Source organism: Mycolicibacterium thermoresistibile, assembly GCF_900187065.1.
Taxonomy (GTDB): domain Bacteria; phylum Actinomycetota; class Actinomycetes; order Mycobacteriales; family Mycobacteriaceae; genus Mycobacterium; species Mycobacterium thermoresistibile.
In genome coordinates this window covers 2,219,781-2,240,531 of sequence record NZ_LT906483.1, presented here as the reverse complement: position 1 = coordinate 2,240,531, position 20,751 = coordinate 2,219,781, and the positions used below count along the sequence as shown (strand labels likewise).

Below are 20,751 nucleotides of genomic sequence, written 5' to 3'. Positions count from 1 at the left end.
TCACGACGCCTCCTTCGCGGTGTCGAGGACTCCGGGCAGCGCGGCCAGGAACTCGTCGATCTGGGTCTCGGTGATGATCAACGGCGGGGCCAGCCGGATCACCTCGGGCGCGGCGGCGTTGACGAGGAATCCGGCGTCCCGGGCGGCGGCCTCGGCGGCCTTCGCCTGCGGCGCGTTCAACACCACCCCACACAGCAGGCCGCGGCCGCGGACGTGGTCCACCAGCGGATGCCGGAGTTCCTCGATGCCGTGGCTGAGCTTCTTGCCCAGCACGTCGGCGCGGTTGATCAGATCCCCCTCGGCCAACGCCCCGAGCACCGCGACGGCCGCCGCCGTGCACACCGGGTTGCCGCCGAAGGTGGAGCCGTGCATGCCCGGGGTGAGCAGATCGCCCGCCGGCCCGACCGCCAGGCACGCCCCGATCGGCAGGCCGCCGCCGAGCCCCTTGGCCAGGGTCACCACATCCGGGGTGATGCCGTCGTGCTGGTGCGCGAAAAACGTTCCGGTGCGGCCTATTCCGGTCTGCACCTCGTCAAGCACCAGCAGGGCGCCGTGGCGGGCGGTCACCTCGCGGGCCGCGGCCAGGTATCCGGCGGGCGGGACGACGACCCCGCCCTCCCCCATGATCGGTTCGAGGAACACCGCGGCGGTCGTGTCGTCGACAGCGCGCTCGAGCGCGCCGGCGTCGCCGTAGGGCACGTGGATGACATCGCCGGGCAGCGGTTCGAACGGTTCGCGTTTGGACGGCTGGCCGGTCAGCGCCAGCGCGCCCATGGTGCGCCCGTGGAAACCGCCTTCGGCGGCCACGACCTTGGTGCGCCCGGTCAGCCGGCTGATCTTGAAGGCGACCTCGTTGGCCTCGGCGCCGGAGTTGCAGAAGAACACCCGCGCGGGCGCGCCGAGATGGCCGACCAGGGCCTCCGCGAGCGCGACACCCGGTTCGGTGGCATACAGATTCGACGTGTGCCCCAGCGTGTTGAGCTGGCGGGTGACGGCCTCGATGACGGCCGGATGGCGGTGGCCCAGGATGTTGACCGCGATACCGCCGAGCAGGTCGAGGTAGGACTTGCCGTCGGCGTCGGTGACCACCGCGCCGTCCCCGCTGACCAGCGCCAGCGGCGGGGTGCCGTAGTTGTTCATCATCACGCCCTGCCACCGGTCCAACAGGGTGTGCCGGCCCTTCGAGCCGCTCACGCGCTCACCACCTTCGTGCCCGTCCCTTCGTCGGTGAACAACTCCACCAGCACACAGTGTTCGACCCGGCCGTCGATCACGTGGGCGCTGGGCACCCCGCCGTTGACCGCGCGCAGACAGGCCTCGATCTTGGGCACCATGCCGGATTCCAGGCCCGGCAACAGCTTCTCCAACTCGGCGGTGTCGATCTCGCTGACCAGCGACTCCCGATTCGGCCAGTCGGTGTAGAGGCCTTCGATGTCGGTGAGCATCACCAGTTTCTCGGCCCTGAGCGCCGCGGCCAGCGCCGCCGCCGCGGTGTCGGCGTTGATGTTGTACACCACCCCGTCGGTGTCCGGCGCCAGGCTGGACACCACCGGGATCCGGCCCGCGCCGATGAGGTCGAGCACCGCGTCGGTGCTGACCTTCTCCACGTCGCCGACCAGGCCGATGTCGGTGGCGACCCCGTCGACGGTGACACTGCGCCGAACCGCGGTGAACAGTTGCGCGTCCTCACCGGTGATGCCGACCGCGTACGGGCCGTGCGCGTTGATCAGGTTCACCAGTTGCCGGCCGACCTGGCCGAACAACACCATCCGGGCCACGTCCAGCACCTCCGGGGTGGTGACCCGGAAACCGCCCTTGAAATCGCCTTCGATGCCGAGGCGCTGCAGCATCGCGCTGATCTGCGGTCCGCCGCCGTGCACCACCACCGGGTAGATGCCGCAGTTGCGCAGGAACACCATGTCCTCGGCGAACGCCTCACGCAGGGTGTCGTCGGTCATCGCGTTGCCGCCGTACTTGACCACGACGATCTTGCCGTGCAGCTGTTTGAGCCACGGCAGCGCGGCGGACAGCACCGACGCCTTGACCTTGCGATCCACCATCAGGGGTTCCACCACGTCACTCATGAGCTGTACGCCGAGTTCTCTTCGACATAACCGTGCGACAGGTCGGTGGTGCGCACGGTGGCACGCCCGTCGCCCAGACCCAACTCCACCACCACGTCGACGTCCTCCCCGGACAGGTCGACCGCACGCGCCCCGGGCGCCCCGACACCGCCGATGCACACCGGGGATCCGTTGAACGACACCAAGATCCGGTCTGGGTCGATCGTCACCGGGGACATGCCGACGGCGGCGAGCACCCGGCCCCAGTTCGGGTCGGAACCGAACAGCGCGGTCTTGACCAGGCTGTCGCGGGCCACGGTGCGGGCGACGGCCACCGCGTCGTCTTCGCTGGGCGCGCCGGTGACGGTGACCGACACCCGTTTGGTGACCCCCTCGGCGTCCGCCTGCAGCTGCCGGCACAGATCGTCGCAGACCTGCAGCACCGCCTCGTCGAGCTGCTCCTGGCTGGGCCTGACCTCGCTGGCTCCGGAGGACAGCAGCAGCACCGTGTCGTTGGTGGAGCAGCTGCCGTCGATGTCGAGCCGGTCGAACGTCTTCGCCGCGGCCCGGCGCAGGGCCTGCTGCAGCGCGGGCGCATCCGCGACGGCGTCGGTGGTGATCACGCACAGCATGGTGGCCAGCGACGGGGCCATCATGCCCGCGCCCTTCGCCATCGCGCCGACGGTCCAATCGTCGTCATGGTGCAGCGCAACCTGTTTGGGCACCGTGTCGGTGGTCATGATGGCACGCGCCGCCTCGTCGCCGCCGGTGAGCCCGCCGGCCATCTCGTGCACGATCGCGGTGACCCCGGGCAGCACCTTGTCCATCGGCAGCCGGTCCCCGATCAGCCCGGTGGAGCACACCGCGACCTCCACCGCGCCGGTCTCGGTGCCCCAGTCGGACAGTGCCTTGGCGACCGCCTCGGCGGTGGCGTGGGTGTCGGCGAAGCCCTGCGGGCCGGTGCAGGCGTTGGCGCCGCCGGAGTTGAGGATCACCGCGCGCAGCCGCCCGGTGGTCAGCACCTGCTGGGTCCACAGCACCGGCGCGGCCTTGACCTGATTGCGGGTGAACACCCCGGCCGCGGCGTAGTCCGGCCCCTCGTTGAACACCAGCGCCAGATCCAGCGCGCCGGAGGCCTTGATGCCGGCGGAGATCCCGGTGGCGCGGAAGCCGGCGGGTGCGGTGACGCCCTGGGTCCGCAGCAGCTTGCTCACGGGGCGACCCCCACCACCGTCAGGCCCTCGGTCTCCGGCCAGCCCAGCGCCAGGTTCATCGACTGCACCGCGGCGCCGCCGGTGCCCTTCACCAGGTTGTCGATGGCGGCGATCGCGACGAACGTCCTGGCGTCGGTGTCGACGGCGATCCCGATGTGGGCCGCGTTGCTGCCCAGCACCGCCCCGGTCTTGGGCAGCTGCCCGTCCGGCAGCACGAACACGAAGGGCTCGTCGGCGTACGCCTTCTCGTAGGCGGCCCGGAACTCGGCGGGCGACGCGGTGGTCGGGGCCGTGCAGGTGGCCAGGATGCCGCGGGAGGTCGGGATCAGCACCGGGGTGAACGACACCGTGACCTCCCGGTCGGTGACCGCCCGCAGACCCTGCGCGATCTCCGGGGTGTGCCGGTGTTTGCCGCCCACGTTGTACGCGCGCGCCGACCCGATCACCTCCGCGCCGAGCAGATCCGGCTTGGCCACCCGGCCCGCCCCCGACGTGCCGCTGACCGCGACCACGGTCACCGCGGGATCGACGAGGTTCTCCGCGACGGCGGGCAGCAGCGCCAGCAGCGCGGCGGTCGGATAGCAGCCCGGCACCGCGATCCGGTGCGCGCCCCGCAGCCGGTCCCGCGCACCGGGGAGTTCCGGCAGCCCGTAGGGCCAGCTGCCCACATGCGGCGAACCGTAAAACCGCTCCCAGTCCACCGCGTCGGTGAGCCGGAAATCGGCGCCGCAGTCGATGATCACGGTGTCCGGGCCGAGCTGTTCGGCCAGCGCGGCGGAGTGTCCGTGCGGAAGCCCGAGGAACACCACGTCATGACCGGACAGCACCTCGGCCTCGGTGGGCGCCAGCACCCGGTCGACCAACGGCACCAGGTGCGGGTGATGCTCGGCCAGCGTGGTCCCGGCGCTGGCGCCGGCGGTCAGTGCGCCGATGGTCAGCCGTCCGTCGGCGTAGGCGGGGTGGCCGAGCAGCAGGCGCAGGATCTCACCGCCGGCGTATCCACTGGCGCCGGCGACCGCGACAGAAGTCATGGCGACGATTCTGCATGATTATGCATAACTATGCAAATCCATTCAATCAGCCGATGTGGGCAGTCGCGGAATCGCACTCCCCGCGCGGAACCGGGAGAGTCAGCCCCGCAGTTCCGCGCCGAGCCGGTCCACCGCGGCCTGCACCGCCGCCTGCCGGGCGACACTCGCCTCGTCCTCGGTGAGGGTGCGGTCGGGCGCGCGGAACCGCAGCGCCATGGTCAGCGACTTGCGGCCGTCCCCGATCTGCGGGCCGGTGTAGACGTCGAACAGCCGCACGTCCTCCAGCAGCTCGCCGGCCCCGGCGCGGACCACGTCGATGACGTCCTGGGCGGCGAGGTCCTCGGCGACGATGAGGCTGATGTCCTGGAAGACCGCCGGGAACGGGGACACCCGGGGCGCCGGGAGCCGCTCGACGATCGGCACGAGGTCCAGGTCGATCTCCAGCGCGCAGGTGCCCCCGGGCAGACCGGTCCGTTCGATCACCGCCGGGTGCAGCTGACCGGCGTGGCCGACCACGGTGTCACCGACCAGCACCTCGGCGCACCGGCCCGGATGCCAGGGCAACAGCTGCGCGGCCCGCAACCGCACGTCCACCCCGGCGGCGCGGGCGATGACCCGCACCGCCTCGAACGCGTCGGTGGCGTCGGCCGGGCGGCCCGGCCCCCACGGGCCTGCGAGTTCGCGCAGACCGGTCAGCACCGCGGCGACGTGCAGCGGCTGCCGCGGCAGCGCGGCGTCCAGTGCGGCGAGTTCCTCGGCGGTGGGACGCCGGTCGGTGGGGATGACATCGATGGGCCGGTGGTCCCCGGCGGGCTCGACCACCTGCTGGATCGCGAACAACGCGACGTCGTGGGCGCCGCGCGACACATTGCGGGTCAACGCCTCCAGCAGGCCGGGCAGCAGGGTGGTGGCCAGGTGCGGACGGTCGGACTCCAACGGGTTGAGCACCCGGGTGGTGCGGCGACGCGGATCGTCCTCGGCCAGCCCCCACTGGTCGAACACCGCGGCGGTCAGGAACGGGGTCGGCAGGACTTCGACATAACCGTTGAGCGCCAACGCCTTTCCGATCGCACGACGCCGCTTCTGCAGCGGGGTGAGGCCCCGTCCGGCAGGCGCCTGCGGCAGCACCGAGGGGATGCGGTCCAGCCCCTCCAGGCGCAGCACCTCCTCGACCAGATCGGCGGGTCGCCGCAGGTCGGGCCGCCAACTCGGCGGTGTGACGACCAGTTCGGCGTCGGTGGCCTGGACGCGGGCGCCGATCTGGGTCAATCGGCGGGCGGCCGCTCCGGACGCGTACCCGACGCCGGCGGTGCGGTCCGGCAGGTCGGCGGCCATCGTCACCGGCGGCGGCGACCAGTCGCTACGCGGCGGATCCCCGCGCCAGTCGGTGAGGGTGGGTTCGATGGCGCCGCCGGCGATCTCGGTCAGCAGCCGGGCGCAGCGGTCCAGCGCGGCCACCGAGATGGCCGGGTCCACCGACCGTTCGTAGCGGCGGCCCGCCTCACTGGCCAGATGCAGTCGGCGCTGGGTGCGCGACACCGCGGCCGGATCCCAGACCGCGGCCTCCAACAGCAGGTCGGTGGTGGTCTCGCGGACCTCGGTGGTACCGGCCCCCATCACCCCGGCGATCGCCGCGGTGGCCACCTCGTCGGCGATCAGCACGTCGCCCGGGTCCAGATCGCGCTCCACGTCGTCGAGGGTGACGACCTTCTCCCCCGGCCGGGCGAACCGCACTTCCAGGCCCCCGCTGATGAGGCTGCGGTCGTGCGCGTGCATCGGGTGACCGATCTCGAGCATCACGTAGTTGGTGACGTCGACGGCCGGGGAGATGGCGCGGATGCCGCACAGCAGCAGGCGCCGCTGCATCCACCAGGGGGACACCGCGGCCGGGTCGATCCCGGTCACCGGGCGCAGCCCGAACCGCATGACGCCGGTGCCGGGCTGCACGGTCAACGGCCACGCCTCCCCCTCGGCGGGCAGCGGCGGGACGTCGGCCGGGTCGACGAAGTCCAGGTCGTGGGCGCAGGCGATCTCGCGGGCCAGCCCGCGCACCGACAGGCAGTAGCCGCGGTCGGGGGTGATCGCCAGATGGAAGACCACATCGTCGAGGCCGAGCACATCGGCCGCCCCGGCGCCCGGTTCGGCGGTGCCCGGCGGCAGCACCAGGATCCCGGAGTGGTCGACACCCAGGTTCAGCTCGGCCGCCGAGCAGATCATGCCGTCGGAGATGCGGCCGTAGGTCTTGCGCGACGTGATGGTGAAGTCGCCCGGCAGCACCGTGCCCGGCAGCGCCACCACCACCAGGTCGGAGACTTTGAAGTTGGTTGCGCCGCAGATGATGTCGCGTGGCTCGGGCTCGCCGACGTCAACCTTGACCGCGCGGATCGGCTTCTTGAATTCGGTGAGCTCCTCGATATCGAGGACCCGCCCGACCGTCAGCGGTCCGCTCACCGGGCCGACCGGGATGACCTCCTCGACCTCGTGGCCGATGTTGATCAGCGTGTCCTCCAGTTCGTCCGGCGACACGTCCCAGTCCGGTGCGCCGGCCCGCACCACCTCACGCAGCCAGCTGTACGGGAGCCGCATCAGAGTCCCACCCCGAACGGCAGCGAGAACCGGATGTCGCCCTCGACCATGTCACGCATGTCCGGAATACCGTTGCGGAACTGCAGGGTGCGCTCCAATCCCATCCCGAAGGCGAACCCGGAGTACACGTCGGGGTCGATCCCGCAGGCCCGCAACACATTCGGGTCGACCATCCCGCAACCGCCCCACTCCACCCAGCCCGGGCCGCCCTTCTTGCCCTCGAACCACACATCGACCTCGGCCGACGGTTCGGTGAACGGGAAGAAGTGCGGACGGAACCGGGTCCGGCCGTGCGGGCCGAACTCGGAGCGTGCGAACGCGTCCAGGGTGCCGCGCAGATGCGCCATCGTCAGGCCCTTGTCCACGGCCAGCCCCTCCACCTGGTGGAACACCGGGGTGTGGGTGGCGTCGAGTTCGTCGGTGCGGAACGTGCGGCCGATCGAGATGATGTAGACCGGCAGCTCACGCTCCAGCAGGGCCCGGATCTGCACCGGGGAGGTGTGGGTTCGCAGCACCTGCCGCGAGCCCTCCGGCGCCACATGGAAGGTGTCCTGCTCGGAGCGGGCCGGGTGGTCCTGTGGGAAGTTCAGCGCGTCGAAGTTGAACTGCTCGCTCTCCACCTCCGGCCCCTCGGCCAGCTCCCAGCCCATCGCGACGAACGTGTCCGCGATGCGCTCGGCGAGGATGGTGATCGGGTGCCGGGCGCCGAGGGGCTGGCGGGTGGACGGCAGCGTCACGTCGATCCGTTCGGCCACCAGCGCGGCGGCGTCGCGCTCCGCCCGCAGCACCGCGAGCCGCTCGTCATAACTGCGCTGCACCTGCGCCCTGGCGAAGTTCACCCGCTTGCCGGCGTCGGCGCGGTCGGACTTGGGCAACGTTCCGAGCGACTGGCGGGCCTGCGCGATCGGTGACCGGTCACCGAGGTGCTCGGTCTTCGCGCGGGACAGTTCGTCGAGGTCGGCGGCCTGTTCGAAGGCGCGCTGAGCAGCGCTGACCACCGCGGTCAGCGCTTCTTCCGAGAGATCCAGGGGCCGATCAGCCACCCGGCGATCATAGGTGATCGCCAAGTGAGACCCACGCCACGCGACCCCTACCGGGGCTTCTCCCCGGACTCGGCGGGGCCGCCGGACGGGCCGGTCCCACCGGCGGCCGCGCGCAGCCGGTACACCGTCAGCCCCTCGGGCACCCCGTCGGGCTGCGGGGCGAACAGCGAGCGGCGCACCCGCTTGGCCGTCACGTTCAGCGCGTCGAAATCCTCATCGGAGATGCGGTCCAGGGTGGTCTGCGACACCATCACCCCACCCCGGGTGGCGCGTTCCATCACCCGCGCGGCGATGTTGACGTCGACCCCGAGCCAGTCCGAGCCGATGTGCTGTGGCCGCCCGGTGTGCACCCCGACCCGCATCCGCGGCGTGTAGCCATCGACCTCAACGGATTTCACCGCGTCCTTGGCGGCCAGCGCGGCCCGGACGGCGGGAACCGGCTCGGTGAACACCACCATCGACCCGTCCCCCATCCGCTTGACGATGCGGCCGCCCGCCGCCAGCAGCGGCGGTTCGACCACCTGGGCGACCCGCCGCAGCAGCCGGAGGGTGGCGTCGTCGCCGGCCTTCAACGCCCACGACGAGAAGCCGACCAGATCGGTGAAGACCAGGGTGACCTCCGGGTTGGCCGGGCGGCCGGAGATCCGCTCGGTCAGCGCCTGCCACACCTGCAGCGTGGCCAGGCTCACCTCCCGGGTCGCGGCGTCGCGCTCGAGCAGCCGACCGGCCGCGCGGGCCACCACGCTGGGACCGTCGCCGCCGGCCACGGACAGCGGATCGCCGAACTCCGGATCACCGGGCAGCCGCCGCCGGGCCCGCTTGACCAGCGCGACCAGACCCTCGTTCTGGTTGGCGCTCTTCAGCCAGGCCAACGGCCCGCGGGCGCGACCGGACCGGAAGCCGGCACCGTCGGGTCCGCGGGTCCGTCGGTCGGACGGCTCGACTTCCCCGTCCAGTTCCACGTCCGTCAGCCTAATCGTGGGTCCGACCCGCATCGCCGGTCACGGTCCGGCACCGAGTCGGCCGGATTGCCGCAAACCTCCGCGCGGTTCGTAGACAACATGCGTTGTCAGCCCTATCGTGGGCGGTGACCGAACAGCTCGGACTGTGCGAGGTGCCCATGGCCGCCAAGTCGACGACGAGCAGGAACCGCCGGAGCGACGCGGGCGGCGCCGGTGCGCAGGATTTCCCCGCCGACACCCCCCGGCCTGAGCCGCGACCGGGGCCGTCCGGAACCACACCCGCAGCGCAACCGCTCGGTCCGGACTCGCTGACCTGGAAGTACTTCGGTGATCTGCGCACCGGTCTGCTCGGGGTGTGGATCGGCGCCATCCAGAACATGTATCCGGAGTTGGGCGCCGGCGTGACCGACCACTCCATCGTGTTGCAGGAGCCGCTGCAACGGGTGGCGCGGTCCGTCTACCCGATCATGGGGGTGGTCTACGACGGCGACCGGGCGCCGCTGACCGGAGCGCAGATCAAGAGCTACCACCGCGACATCAAGGGCGTCGACGCGGCCGGGCGGCGCTACCACGCGCTGAACCCGGAGACGTTCTACTGGGCGCACGCCACCTTCTTCATGCTCATCCTCAAGACCGCCGAGTACTTCTGCGGCGGGTTGACCGAGGCCGAGAAGCATCAGCTGTTCGACGAGCATGTGCGGTGGTACCGGATGTACGGCATGAGCATGCGGCCGGTGCCCCGCACCTGGGAGGAGTTCTGCGAGTACTGGGACCGGACCTGCCGCGAGCAGTTGGAGATCAATCAGGCCGCCCTGGACATCCTGCACATCCGCATCCCGAAACCGTGGTTCGTGCTGATGCCCACCCCGGTGTGGGATCAGCTGTTCAGACCGCTGCTGGCGGGTCAGCGCTGGGTGGCCGCCGGGGTGTTCGAGCCGGTGCTGCGGGAGAAGGCCGGGATGCGGTGGACCCCGGGCGACGAGGTCCTGCTGCGGTTGTTCGGCAAGCTGGTGGAGCTGGCGTTCGTCGCGGTGCCGGACGAGATCCGGTTGCATCCCCGCGCGCTGTCGGCGTACCGGCGGGCGTCGGGCCGGATCCCCGCGGACGCCCCGTTGGTGGAGGCGCCGGCGTTCACCGGACCGCCGGGCGACCGGCGGGGCCTGCCGATGCACTACGTGCCGCGGCGCAGGAGTCTGATCGAACGGGCCGGCGCACTGGTGCACTCGACGTTCTCGCTGGCGGGCCTGCGGCCGGCCCGCGGTTCGGCCGCGTGAACTTGACACCCGTCGAGCATCTTTTTTGACACCTGTCTAGGCTGAGGGAATGCTCGATTGGTCTGATGTCGATCTCGCTGTACGCGATGCCGTCCGGGAGTTCATCGACAAGGAAATCCGTCCTCATCTCGACGAACTCGAAAGCGGCGACATGGAGCCCTATCCCATCGTCCGCAAACTGTTCGCCACCTTCGGCATCGACAAGATGGCCAAGGAGGCGCTGGACAAGCGGCTGGCCCGGCTGCGTGAGGGCGGGGAGGCCAAGACCGCCGGCTCGCGCGGCGGCATGTTCGGCGGCGGGTCGCCGGGGATGGGCTTCGTACTCATCAGTGAACTGTGTCGGGTGTCGATGGGCCTGGTGACCGGTATGGGTGTCAGCCTCGGCCTGACGGTGCCGACCATCCAGAGCCGCGGCACCCTGGCCCAGCAGGAACGCTGGCTGCCCGGCCTGGTCACCTACGAGAAGATCGGGGCCTGGGCGATCACCGAGCCGGACTCCGGCTCGGACGCGTTCGGCGGCATGAAGTCCTATGTGGTCCGCGACGGGGACGACTACATCCTCAACGGCCAGAAGACGTTCATCACCAACGGACCCGACGCCGACGTCGTGGTGGTCTACGCCAAGCTCGACGAACCCGGGGTGGCCCCGCGGGACCGCAAGGTGCTGACCTTCGTCCTGGACAAGGGCATGGAGGGCTTCGTGCAGTCCAGGCCGTTCCGCAAGATGGGCATTCACAGCTCCCGCACCGGCGAGTTGTTCTTCAACAACGTGCGCCTGGGCCGCGACCGGCTGCTCGGCGAATCCGAGGATCAGGCCGGCGACGGCCGCGACAGCGCGCGGTCCAGCTTCTCCGCCGAACGCATCGGGGTCGCGGCGATGGCCCTGGGCGTCATCGAGGAATGTCTGCGGCTGTGCGTCGACTACGCCAAGAACCGCAAGCTGTGGGGTCAGGAGATCGCCCAGTTCCAGCTGATCCAGCTCAAGCTGGCGAAGATGGAGGTGGCGCGGATGAATGTGCGCAACATGTTGTTCCGCGTCATCGAGGCGGCCGAGAAGGGTGTGCCCATCTCGCTGGCCGAGGCGTCGGCGATCAAGTGGTACTGCTCGGAGGCGGCCACCGACGTCGCGATGGACGCCGTGCAGTTGTTCGGCGGCAACGGCTACATGACCGAGTACCGGGTGGAACAGCTGGCCCGCGACGCCAAGTCGCTGATGATCTACGCCGGCAGCAACGAGGTGCAGATCACCCACGTCGCACGCGGTCTGCTCAACGCCTGACCGGTCTCTCACGCCGGATGATCGGCCGACCGGGCCGCCCGGGCGCTCTGGTACAGGCAGATGGCGGCCGCAGCGGCGACGTTGAGGCTCTCGGTGCGGCCGGCCATCGGGATGTGCACCCGATGGTCGGCCGCGGCCGCCACCTCCGGCGGCAGCCCGTGCGCCTCACCGCCGAACAGCCAGGCGGTGGGACGGTCGAGGTTGACGTGGGATTCGGCGCTGTCGAGGCTGATCTCCCCGTCGAGGGTGGTCGCCAGCACCTGCAGACCGCTCGCCTGCAGCCGGCCGACGGTCTCGACCGGGTCGGGGCCGGCCACCACCGGGATGGTGAAGATCGCCCCCGCCGACGCACGCAGGCATTTGCTGTTGTAGGGATCGACCCCGGCGCCGGCCAGCACCACCGCGTCGGCGCCCATGGCGTCGGCGGTGCGGATCAGCGTGCCGGCGTTTCCGGGTTCCCCGATCTGCACCCCCACCGCGACCAAGCGCGGCGCGGCCGCCAGCACGTCGGCCAGCGTGGTCTGCGGCATCCGGCACACCGCCACCAGGCCGACCGGGGTGACGGTGTCCGACAGGGCCTTGGCGGCGCGTTCGGTGACCAGCCGTACCCCGACGTCGGCCGGGGTGCCGGCGAGCAGTTCCGCGAACCGCTGCGCCGCCGCTTCGGTGGCGTAGACCTCCGACACCAAACCGCGCCGCAGCGCCGCCTCGACGAGGTTGGGTCCCTCGGCGAGGAAGCGCGCGGCGCGGCGTCGTGCTGTCTGCCGGTGCAGCTTGACCGCTGCCACCACGCGGGCGGAGCGCTCGGTGAGCAACTCCGGCGGGGTCAGGCGGCCTCTCCGGACGGCGCGTTCACGTCGGCCGGCAAGGCGCCCCGGGCGACCTCGACCAACGCGGTGAACGCGGCCGCATCGGTGACGGCGATGTCGGCGAGGTTCTTGCGGTCCAACTCGACACCGGCGGCCTTGAGCCCCTGGATCAGCCGGTTGTAGGTGATGCCGTTGGCCCGGGCGGCGGCGTTGATCCGGGTGATCCACAGCTTGCGGAACTCGCCCTTACGCGCCCGGCGGTCCCGGTACGCATAGGTCAGCGAATGCAGCTGCTGTTCTTTCGCCTTGCGATACAGCCGCGACCGCTGGCCGCGGTAGCCCTTGGAGGCCTTGAGGATGGAGCGCCGCTTCTTGTGGGCGTTGACTGCCCGTTTCACGCGTGCCATGGGTGGTTCCTATCTAGTACGGACTCGAGGATTCGGTGCTGTGGCGGAGGATCAGCCGTTCAGCATCTTGTTGACGCGGCGGTTGTCGGCGGCCGACACGTCCGTCCGGCCGGCCAGGCGGCGGGTGCGGGTGCTCGGCTTGTGCTCGAGCAGGTGCCGACGGTTCGCCTTCTGGCGCACGATCTTGCCGGTGCCGGTGCGCCGGAACCGCTTCGCTGCACCGCTGTGGGTTTTCGCCTTGGGCATGGGTGTCCTTCGGATTGTCGAATGGGTAGAGCTGTCAGGCCTTGCCGCCGGAGCGCTCGGCCTCTTGCGCCGCCTTGGCGCGAGTCTTCGCGCCGCGGTGCGGGGCCAGCACCATCGTCATGTTCCGGCCGTCCTGTTTGGGGGCGGTCTCGATGTAGCCGTACTCGGCAACATCGTTGCCCAGGCGCTGCAGCAGCCGGTACCCCAACTCGGGGCGGGACTGCTCGCGGCCACGGAACATGATCGTCACCTTGACCTTCGATCCCGCTTCGAGGAACCGGATCACGTGACCCTTCTTGGTCTCGTAATCGTGCGGGTCGATCTTCGGTCGCAGCTTCTGTTCCTTGACGACGGTCTGCTGCTGGTTCTTGCGAGACTCGCGCGCCTTCTGGGCCGTCTCGTACTTGTACTTGCCGTAGTCCATGATCTTGCAGACCGGCGGCCTGGCGTTGGGGGCGACTTCGACAAGGTCGAGATCGGCTTCCGCGGCGACGCGGAGAGCGTCTTCGATGCGCACGATTCCAACCTGCTCACCTCCCGGTCCGATCAAACGGACTTCGGGTACGCGAATGCGCTCGTTGACGCGGGTCTCAGTGCTGATGGGGCCTCCTATGTTGTCCTCTGGTATGACCGCGCAGCACAACGTCGAAACCAGCCGGTGGATTCCCGCCCCCAGCAAAAAGGCCCTGCGCGTGCAGGGCCCGATGCCGACCGATCGCGGCATCCGCCGCCTGCGCCGAGCGCAGAACCGGCGCCGCAGCGCCGGTGACCGGACCGCTGAGCCTGCGGATACCCGTGACGGGTACGTGGCCAGCGGTGGGAGTCGGACTCCACTTGCTGTCCCTGGCGTTCGCCGGGACGGTCGCGCATGGAAGTCTAGCAGGCATGACCGACAAACCCACAGCTGAGGAATCGTCGGACCAGCGGATCCGCGATCTGGCCGAGATTCCGGCCGTCGAGGTGATCAGCCGGGCGGCGGTGATGTTGATGAGCGCGGCCGCGGAGAAGCTCGGCCTGTCGGCCGACGATCCCGACGACAGCCCGCACCGCGACCTCGACGAGGCGCGCCGGCTGATCACCGCGCTGGCCGGGCTCGTCACCGCCTCGGTGGAGTATCTCGGACCGCACGCCGGCCCGATGCGCGACGGGCTGAAGTCGCTGCAACTGGCGTTCCGCGAGGCCAGCGCCCACCCCGATGAGCCGGGCAAGGGTCCGGGCGAGAAGTACACCGGCCCGGTCTGGGGATGAGCGAGTGTCGGGTTTCGGCACGTCGCACCGCCGGCCGGCGTGACACGACCCGACGTTCGGCGCCGGCCCCGCGGGTGGTCCACCGCGGGTAGGTTCGATGCCATGGCCACCGAACCGCAGCCGGACCGGCCCGAGGAGGTCGGGTACACCCCGGACGGGGTGCCGACCTTCGAGTCGGTGCGGGAGAAGATCGAGACCCGGTACGGGACCGCGCTGGGCGAATCCGAGCTGGCCGCCGAGACCCCGGAGGGCCGCGCCGCCGCGGACCGGTACGAGGAGCGCCGGCGCGCCGCGGCGGACCGGCTGGCGCAGATCCGCGAGTCGATGCGCGGGGACCAGCCCGGCGGGGGCTGACCGGATGGGGCTGACCGGATGGGGCTGACCGGATCCGGCGGGGCCGTCACCCCGACAGCAGGCTCTCCCCCAGGTATCCGCCCGGCGCCACCCCGGGCAGGATGACGAACACCGCGGAGCCGATCGGCGTGGTCCACTCGTTGAGCGCGTCGGCGTCGGCCAGGCGCTGCTGCACCGGCAGGAACTGCCGGTCGATGTCACGCTGGTAGCTCACGAAGATCAGACCGGCGTCGGAGGTCCGGTCGTCGGCCGGCGGATCGTCGTAGTTGTACGAGCGCCGCAGAAACCGTTCCTCCGGCGTGCGGTGCCGCGCCCGGGCCACGTGCGAATTCGGCGGTATCACCGGAATCCCGTTGCGCAGCATGGTGAGATCCGGTTCGTCGGTCTCGTGACGGCCGGTCAGCGGCGCGCCGTTGTCCAGGCGCCGGCCGACCGTGAGTTCCCGGGCGTCGCGGCCCAGCTCGTCCCAGGTGTCCAGGTTCATCGCGATCCTGCGGACCACCGCCAGGCTGCCGCCGGCCGACCACGGCTGCTGTCGGCCGTCCATCCACACCAGCTCGGCGAAATCAGCCTCGTCCGGGTTCACCGTGCCGTCGACCTGACCGAACAGGTTGCGCATCGTCACGTCCGGGGCATCGGCGCCGCGGGCGGTGCGGAACCCGACCTGACGCCACCGGGGCCGGGCCAGGGTGCGGACGTTCTTCAGCAGCACCCGCGCGGTGTGCGCGACGACCATCGGATCGTCGGCACAGATCTGCAGGAACAGATCGCCGCCGCACCATCGCGGGTCGAGCCGGTCGATGGTGAAGGCCGGGAGCTGCCGGGCCGACGGCGGCCGGGCATGCGACATCCCGATCTTGTCGAACAGCTCCGGACCCAGCCCGACGGTGACCGTCAGCCTGGCCGGGCGGTGGGCCAGCTCCGGTTCGGTGTCGGCGAGCGCGGGCCGGCCCTGGGTCAGCCGTTCGGCGTCGGCGGTCCACAGTCTGAGCACCGCGGTCAGCGCCTGCCGCGGGCTCCGGCCGCTGTCCGCGCGCAGATCCAGCGCGGTGAACAGCGCATGCGCCTGCGGAGGTGTCTGGATCCCGGCCTGGTGGACGCCGTGGAACGGCACCACCTCGGCGCCGAACGTGGTGTCCGGGGCCACCGTGCCGGCACCGGCCCGGCCGACCGACCAGGCCGCGCCGGCGGCGCCGATCGCGGCGGCTCCTCCGGCGAGGAGCCGCCGCCGGCTGATCGTGATGTCCCGCGCGGTGTCCGCACGGTCACCCATGGCCGTGGGCCTCGTGGTCCCCGTGATCCCCGTGATCCCCGTGGTCGTGGACCCCGTGATCCCCGTGATCGTGGGCCCCGTCGGTGCCGTACTGCTCATCGGCTCCCGGGAAGTCCCGAACCTGGACCACGAACGGCAGCGTCGAACCGTCGTCGAACGTCACCTCGACGTCGATGTCGCTGCCGACGGTCAGCGGCTCGGTCAGGTCGATGAGCATCAGATGGTCGCCACCCGGGGTCAGTTCGTGGCTGCCGCCGGCCGGGATGTGGAAGCCGTCCCCTTTCTCCTGCATCACCGACGTCCCGGCGGCGTCGGTGACCACCTCGTGCAGTTCCACCGAACCCGCGACCGGTGAGGTGGCCGACACGATCCGGACGTCGTGGTCGCCGCTGTTGTGGAAGGTGCCGAACAGTGAGGTCATCCCGTCGGGGGCGGCTTTGGCCCACTGATCGCTCACCGTGACCACGGTCGCGGCCGACCGGTCGGTGTCGGCGGGATCGTCGGAGGCGCAGCCGGCCGCCATCGGTGCGATCAGCAGGGACGCGGCGAGGGCAGCACGAAATAAGAATTTGGGCATGGTGAAATCCGTTCGCTTCGAAGAATGTTGGCGGGTTACCGGTTGACGACAGCGCGAGGAACCGGCGGAGCGCCGGTCCTCAGCGGAAAGCGAACGGTGGCGGCCCGCGCCGCGACAGCGCGGTGTGCACCGGAGTCCGCACCGCCTGCGGACGATTCGTCCAGCGGGCCGGCGCGGTGATGCGTCGCTGCGGGTCCGGCCCCGGCCCACCGACCAGCAGCACCAGCCACCGGCCGGCCGAGGCGATCCGGCGCCAGCCGTGTTCGGCCAACACGATCAGCACGGCGCACACCACGGCGGCCAACAGATGGGCCAGCAGCATGGCCGCGGGAGATCCGGTGGCGGGGTGCTGATGATGTCCGGCGGCGGTCAGCAGCAGATGCCCGAGACCCTGCCCGGCGAGCAGCAGGGCGGACAGCCGCATCACCGGGATACGTCCCGGCAGTCCGGCCAGCGCACCGATCAGCGCCGACCCGAGCAGCAGCAGCACCATCGCCGGACCGGCCGGCACCTCGGCGCCGCCCAGGCCGTGCCCGGCCAGCGCCGCGGCCGCCGACAGTGCGCCGACGAACCCTCCGCGCAGCCGTGCGGCCGACGCCTCGAAGCTGCTCACGTCCCCGAGCCTACCGGCCTACTACGCAAACTAGTAGTCGTGTGGCATCGGTCGTTTCAGGCGCTGACCTGCACCTTGCGCCGTTTGCGGGTGGGCGCCGGAACGTCGAGGATCTCGGCCAGGAACTGACCGGTGTAGCTGTCCGGATTCGCCGCGACATCTTCGGGTGTGCCCTGCGCGACCACGGTGCCGCCGCCGTTGCCGCCCTCCGGGCCCATGTCGATGATCCAGTCCGCCGTCTTGATCACATCGAGGTTGTGTTCGATGACGATCACGGTGTTGCCCTTGTCGACCAGCCCGTTGATCACGCCGAGCAGTTTGCGGATGTCCTCGAAATGCAGGCCGGTGGTGGGCTCGTCGAGGATGTAGACGGTGCGCCCGGTCGACCTCTTCTGCAGTTCGGAGGCCAGCTTGACGCGCTGGGCCTCACCGCCGGAGAGCGTGGGCGCGGGCTGGCCCAGCCGGACGTAGCCCAGCCCGACGTCGACGAGGGTCTGCAGGTAGCGGTGGATCGAGCTGATCGGCGCGAAGAACTCGGCCGCCTCCTCGATCGACATGTCCAGCACCTCGGCGATGGTCTTGCCCTTGTAGTGCACCTCGAGAGTCTCCCGGTTGTACCGGGCCCCGTGGCACACCTCGCACGGCACGTACACGTCGGGCAGGAAGTTCATCTCGATCTTCAAGGTGCCGTCGCCCGAGCACGCCTCGCAGCGGCCGCCCTTGACGTTGAACGAGAACCGGCCCGGCTGATAGCCGCGCACCTTGGCCTCGGTGGTGGCGGCGAACAGGGTGCGGATCTTGTCGAACACCCCGGTGTAGGTGGCCGGGTTGGACCGCGGGGTGCGGCCGATCGGCGACTGGTCGACCCGCACCAGCTTGTCCACCTCGCCCAGCCCGTTGACCCGGGTGTGCCGGCCGGGCACCAGGCGGGCACCGTTGAGCTTGTTGGCCAGCGCGGCCGCCAGGATGTCGTTCACCAACGTGGACTTACCCGACCCGGACACCCCGGTCACCGCGGTCAGCACGCCGAGCGGGAACGACACGTCGATGTCGCGCAGATTGTTCTCCCGCGCGCCCACCACGGTCAGCTGCCGTTTGCGGTCGACCGGCCGGCGCATCGCCGGCACCTCGATGCTCTTCTTGCCGGACAGGTATTCGCCGGTCAGCGAGTCGGGGTTGGCCAACAGATCCGCATACGGCCCGGAGTGCACGATCCGGCCGCCGTGCTCACCGGCCGCCGGGCCGATGTCGACCACCCAGTCAGCGTGCGCGATGGTGTCCAGGTCGTGCTCCACGACGATCAGGGTGTTGCCGAGATCCCGCAGCCGCACCAGGGTGTCGATCAGCCGCCGGTTGTCCCGCTGGTGCAGCCCGATCGACGGCTCGTCGAGCACGTACAACACGCCCACCAGCCCGGAGCCGATCTGGGTGGCCAGCCGGATGCGCTGGGCCTCACCACCGGACAGGGTGGCCGCCGCCCGCGACAGCGACAGATAGTCGAGCCCCACGTCGAGCAGGAAGCCCAGCCGGGACTGGATCTCCTTGAGCACCTGGCCGGCGATGGCCTGTTCCCGCGGTCCGAGTGTCAGGGCGTTGAGGAACTCTGCACAGTCGGCGATGGACAGGTCGGCGACCTCGGCGATCGACTTCTCGCCGAACTCCCCCGCCGACAGGGTGACGGCGAGGATCTCCGGTTTCAGCCGGGTGCCGCCGCACTCCGGGCACGGCACGTCCCGCATGAAGCCTTCCAGCCGTTCCTTCATCTGTTCGGAATCGGTCTGCTCCATGCGGCGGTGCAGATAGGCCATCACGCCTTCGAAATCGGCGTAGTACGAACGCACCCGGCCGTAGCGGTTCTTGTACCGCACGTGCACCTGTTCGTCGCAGCCTTCCAGGATCGCCTTGCGAACCTTGGCCGGCAGCTTGCGCCACGGGGTGTCGACGTCGAAGCCCATCGCCTCGCCGAGACCTGCCAGCATGCGGGTGAAGTATTCGGCCGTCTGGCCCATGGACCACGGTGCGATCGCGCCCTCGGCCAGGGTCAGGTCCGGGTCGGGCACCACGAGGTCGACGTCGACCTCCTTGCGGATCCCGAGCCCGGCGCACTCCGGGCAGGCCCCGTACGGCGAGTTGAACGAGAACGACCGCGGCTCCAGATCGTCGACCGCCAGCGGATGCCCGTTCGGGCAGGCCAGCTTCTCGGAGAACCGCTGCTCGCGGTGCGGATCGTCCTCGTCGCGGTCGACGAAGTCCAGCACCACGATGCCGTCGGCGAGGTTCAGCGCGGTCTCGATCGAGTCGGTCAGCCGCTGTTTGGCGGACGGCTTGACGGTCAGGCGGTCGACGACCACCTCGATGTCGTGTTTCTCCTGCTTCTTCAGCTTCGGCGGATCGGTCAGCGGATACACCACACCGTCCACCCGGACCCGGCTGTAGCCCTGCGAGTTCAGCTTGTCGAACAGGTCGACGAACTCGCCCTTGCGGGTGCGCACCACCGGCGCGAGCACCTGGAACCGCAGCCCCTCGTCCATGGCGAGCACCTGGTCGACGATCTGCTGCGGGGTCTGACGCGCGATCCGCTCACCGCACACCGGGCAGTGCGGGGTTCCGGCCCGGGCGTACAGCAGCCGCAGATAGTCGTAGACCTCGGTGATGGTGCCCACCGTGGATCGCGGGTTGCGGTTGGTGGACTTCTGGTCGATCGACACCGCCGGGGACAGGCCCTCGATGAAGTCGACGTCGGGCTTGTCCATCTGGCCGAGGAACTGGCGCGCATAGGCCGACAGCGACTCCACATAACGGCGCTGGCCCTCGGCGAAGATGGTGTCGAAGGCCAGCGAGGACTTCCCGGAACCGGACAAGCCGGTGAAGACGATCAGGGCATCGCGGGGTAGATCAAGATCAACGCTGCGCAGATTGTGCTCGCGCGCCCCCTTGACGATCAGGCGGTCAGCCAACGGTGTCCTTCCTGTAGACACGACACGACCCATGCTAGGTGCGGCCACCGACAAGTGATTCCCGGGCGGTGTCGCTCCGCGCTACCGTGGCCACATGACAGTCGTCGCCGAGGAGTACACCGGACACGTCGAACCTCAGACCGCGGCACGGCGGACGTTGCCCGGCGCATCGATCATCAAGGTGTCGGTCGGCCCCATGGACAACAACGCCTACCTGATCACCTGTTCCCGCACCGGCGAAACCCTGCTGATCGACGCCGCCAACGACGCCGAGATCCTGCTCGACCTCATCGAACGGTACGCCCCGAAACTATCGCTGATCGTCACCAGCCACCAGCACTTCGACCACTGGCAGGCGCTGGAGAAGGTCGTCGCGGCCACCGGTGCCCCGACCGCGGCGCACCACCTCGACGCCGAACCGCTGCCGGTGCCGCCGGACCGCATCCTCTCCGGCGGTGAGACGATCACGATCGGTGATCTGCACTTCGACGTGATCCACCTGCGCGGACACACGCCGGGGTCGGTCGCGCTGGCGCTGAGCGGCCCGCCCGCCGGGCATACCACCCACCTGTTCACCGGCGACTGCCTGTTCCCGGGCGGGGTCGGCAAGACCTGGGAACCGGGCGCCTTCGAACAGTTGCTCGACGATGTCATCACCCGGGTGTTCGACGTCTATCCGGACTCGACGGTGGTGTATCCGGGCCACGGCGACGACACCACGCTGGGCGCCGAACGCCCACACCTCGGAGAATGGCGGGAGCGGGGCTGGTAGGACTATTGGCGGGTAGGACCCCTTCGACAACGGACAACGGGTG

The 20,751-nt window shown here is 70.3% G+C and carries 20 protein-coding genes; 5 read left to right on the top strand and 15 right to left on the bottom strand.

What is annotated here, in order from left to right:
- The 7 genes from CKW28_RS10465 to CKW28_RS10435 form a co-directional block, all read right to left on the bottom strand.
- A complete protein-coding gene (locus tag CKW28_RS10465) occupies positions 1-1,194 on the bottom strand; it encodes an acetylornithine transaminase (RefSeq protein ID WP_003923809.1) in 1,194 nt (397 codons plus the stop codon).
- Positions 1,191-2,084 (bottom strand): acetylglutamate kinase, encoded by an 894-nt coding sequence (argB, locus tag CKW28_RS10460; RefSeq protein WP_003923811.1) that lies wholly within the window; start codon positions 2,082-2,084, stop codon positions 1,191-1,193. The genes CKW28_RS10465 and argB overlap by 4 nt, the downstream gene beginning before the upstream one ends.
- A complete protein-coding gene (gene argJ / locus CKW28_RS10455; protein WP_003923813.1) occupies positions 2,081-3,277 on the bottom strand; it encodes a bifunctional glutamate N-acetyltransferase/amino-acid acetyltransferase ArgJ in 1,197 nt (398 codons plus the stop codon). The genes argB and argJ overlap by 4 nt, the downstream gene beginning before the upstream one ends.
- Complete coding sequence (gene argC, locus CKW28_RS10450) at positions 3,274-4,308, bottom strand: N-acetyl-gamma-glutamyl-phosphate reductase (RefSeq protein WP_003923814.1); 1,035 nt, start codon at positions 4,306-4,308, stop codon at positions 3,274-3,276. The genes argJ and argC overlap by 4 nt, the downstream gene beginning before the upstream one ends.
- 99 nt (positions 4,309-4,407) lie before the next feature.
- On the bottom strand, positions 4,408-6,894 hold the full coding sequence (gene pheT, locus CKW28_RS10445) for a phenylalanine--tRNA ligase subunit beta (RefSeq protein WP_003923815.1): 2,487 nt from the start codon (positions 6,892-6,894) through the stop codon (positions 4,408-4,410).
- A complete protein-coding gene (gene pheS / locus CKW28_RS10440) occupies positions 6,894-7,937 on the bottom strand; it encodes a phenylalanine--tRNA ligase subunit alpha (protein WP_003923816.1) in 1,044 nt (347 codons plus the stop codon). The genes pheT and pheS overlap by 1 nt, the downstream gene beginning before the upstream one ends.
- Before the next feature lie 47 nt (positions 7,938-7,984).
- Entirely contained in the window at positions 7,985-8,932 is a 948-nt protein-coding gene (locus CKW28_RS10435) for an adenylate/guanylate cyclase domain-containing protein (RefSeq protein WP_081475413.1), read from the bottom strand.
- A gap of 110 nt (positions 8,933-9,042) precedes the next feature.
- Here CKW28_RS10435 and CKW28_RS10430 point away from each other — a divergent pair, with 110 nt between their 5' ends.
- Together CKW28_RS10430 and CKW28_RS10425 are read left to right on the top strand one after the other, a co-directional pair.
- Positions 9,043-10,173: an oxygenase MpaB family protein gene (locus tag CKW28_RS10430; protein WP_435405822.1), complete on the top strand. Its 1,131-nt coding sequence runs from the start codon at positions 9,043-9,045 to the stop codon at positions 10,171-10,173.
- Between the two features lie 49 nt (positions 10,174-10,222).
- Complete coding sequence (locus CKW28_RS10425) at positions 10,223-11,452, top strand: acyl-CoA dehydrogenase family protein (RefSeq protein WP_003923819.1); 1,230 nt, start codon at positions 10,223-10,225, stop codon at positions 11,450-11,452.
- An 8-nt stretch (positions 11,453-11,460) separates the two neighbouring features.
- On the opposite strand, the gene CKW28_RS10420 is transcribed toward CKW28_RS10425, so the two are convergent.
- Genes CKW28_RS10420 through infC form a run of 4 tightly spaced genes read right to left on the bottom strand, consistent with a single transcriptional unit; the run spans position 11,461 to position 13,557 of the window.
- Entirely contained in the window at positions 11,461-12,243 is a 783-nt protein-coding gene (locus CKW28_RS10420; RefSeq protein WP_050811873.1) for a TrmH family RNA methyltransferase, read from the bottom strand.
- Positions 12,244-12,278: 35 nt separating this feature from the next.
- Positions 12,279-12,668: a 50S ribosomal protein L20 gene (gene rplT / locus CKW28_RS10415; RefSeq protein ID WP_003923821.1), complete on the bottom strand. Its 390-nt coding sequence runs from the start codon at positions 12,666-12,668 to the stop codon at positions 12,279-12,281.
- Positions 12,669-12,719: 51 nt separating this feature from the next.
- Complete coding sequence (gene rpmI, locus CKW28_RS10410) at positions 12,720-12,914, bottom strand: 50S ribosomal protein L35 (RefSeq protein ID WP_003923822.1); 195 nt, start codon at positions 12,912-12,914, stop codon at positions 12,720-12,722.
- 34 nt (positions 12,915-12,948) lie between these two features.
- Positions 12,949-13,557 (bottom strand): translation initiation factor IF-3, encoded by a 609-nt coding sequence (gene infC / locus CKW28_RS10405; RefSeq protein ID WP_276007279.1) that lies wholly within the window; start codon positions 13,555-13,557, stop codon positions 12,949-12,951.
- Between the two features lie 242 nt (positions 13,558-13,799).
- Between infC and CKW28_RS10400 the strand changes: the two genes are divergently transcribed.
- Positions 13,800-14,162, top strand: coding sequence for a DUF1844 domain-containing protein (locus CKW28_RS10400; RefSeq protein WP_003923824.1), 363 nt, complete (start codon positions 13,800-13,802; stop codon positions 14,160-14,162).
- Between the two features lie 102 nt (positions 14,163-14,264).
- Complete coding sequence (locus CKW28_RS10395; protein ID WP_003923825.1) at positions 14,265-14,516, top strand: hypothetical protein; 252 nt, start codon at positions 14,265-14,267, stop codon at positions 14,514-14,516.
- Between the two features lie 46 nt (positions 14,517-14,562).
- Here the strand turns inward: CKW28_RS10395 and CKW28_RS10390 are convergent, their stop codons facing one another.
- The 4 genes from CKW28_RS10390 to uvrA form a co-directional block, all read right to left on the bottom strand.
- The gene (locus CKW28_RS10390; RefSeq protein ID WP_003923826.1) at positions 14,563-15,789 is read right to left on the bottom strand and encodes a Dyp-type peroxidase; all 1,227 of its coding nucleotides are present in this window, start codon (positions 15,787-15,789) and stop codon (positions 14,563-14,565) included.
- A complete protein-coding gene (locus CKW28_RS10385; protein WP_050811867.1) occupies positions 15,782-16,366 on the bottom strand; it encodes a copper chaperone PCu(A)C in 585 nt (194 codons plus the stop codon). Before CKW28_RS10385 ends, CKW28_RS10390 begins: the two co-directional genes overlap by 8 nt.
- A 79-nt stretch (positions 16,367-16,445) precedes the next feature.
- Positions 16,446-16,979 (bottom strand): hypothetical protein, encoded by a 534-nt coding sequence (locus CKW28_RS10380; RefSeq protein WP_003923828.1) that lies wholly within the window; start codon positions 16,977-16,979, stop codon positions 16,446-16,448.
- A gap of 56 nt (positions 16,980-17,035) precedes the next feature.
- Positions 17,036-19,936, bottom strand: a complete 2,901-nt coding sequence (gene uvrA, locus CKW28_RS10375; RefSeq protein ID WP_003923829.1) for an excinuclease ABC subunit UvrA — start codon at positions 19,934-19,936, stop codon at positions 17,036-17,038.
- A gap of 94 nt (positions 19,937-20,030) precedes the next feature.
- Here uvrA and CKW28_RS10370 point away from each other — a divergent pair, with 94 nt between their 5' ends.
- Complete coding sequence (locus CKW28_RS10370; protein WP_003923830.1) at positions 20,031-20,708, top strand: MBL fold metallo-hydrolase; 678 nt, start codon at positions 20,031-20,033, stop codon at positions 20,706-20,708.
- The last annotated feature ends 43 nt before the right edge of the window (positions 20,709-20,751 follow it).

What these genes read in the sequence shown, in the direction of transcription:
- argB (WP_003923811.1), bottom strand. Translation starts at nt 2,084, where the DNA reads ATGAGTGACGTGGTGGAACCCCTGATGGTGGATCGCAAGGTCAAGGCG.
- argC (WP_003923814.1), bottom strand. Translation starts at nt 4,308, where the DNA reads ATGACTTCTGTCGCGGTCGCCGGCGCCAGTGGATACGCCGGCGGTGAG.
- pheT (WP_003923815.1), bottom strand. Translation starts at nt 6,894, where the DNA reads ATGCGGCTCCCGTACAGCTGGCTGCGTGAGGTGGTGCGGGCCGGCGCA.
- CKW28_RS10435 (WP_081475413.1), bottom strand. Translation starts at nt 8,932, where the DNA reads ATGCGGGTCGGACCCACGATTAGGCTGACGGACGTGGAACTGGACGGG.
- CKW28_RS10425 (WP_003923819.1), top strand. Translation starts at nt 10,223, where the DNA reads ATGCTCGATTGGTCTGATGTCGATCTCGCTGTACGCGATGCCGTCCGG.
- rplT (WP_003923821.1), bottom strand. Translation starts at nt 12,668, where the DNA reads ATGGCACGCGTGAAACGGGCAGTCAACGCCCACAAGAAGCGGCGCTCC.
- rpmI (WP_003923822.1), bottom strand. Translation starts at nt 12,914, where the DNA reads ATGCCCAAGGCGAAAACCCACAGCGGTGCAGCGAAGCGGTTCCGGCGC.
- CKW28_RS10400 (WP_003923824.1), top strand. Translation starts at nt 13,800, where the DNA reads ATGACCGACAAACCCACAGCTGAGGAATCGTCGGACCAGCGGATCCGC.
- CKW28_RS10395 (WP_003923825.1), top strand. Translation starts at nt 14,265, where the DNA reads ATGGCCACCGAACCGCAGCCGGACCGGCCCGAGGAGGTCGGGTACACC.
- CKW28_RS10390 (WP_003923826.1), bottom strand. Translation starts at nt 15,789, where the DNA reads ATGGGTGACCGTGCGGACACCGCGCGGGACATCACGATCAGCCGGCGG.
- CKW28_RS10385 (WP_050811867.1), bottom strand. Translation starts at nt 16,366, where the DNA reads ATGCCCAAATTCTTATTTCGTGCTGCCCTCGCCGCGTCCCTGCTGATC.
- CKW28_RS10370 (WP_003923830.1), top strand. Translation starts at nt 20,031, where the DNA reads ATGACAGTCGTCGCCGAGGAGTACACCGGACACGTCGAACCTCAGACC.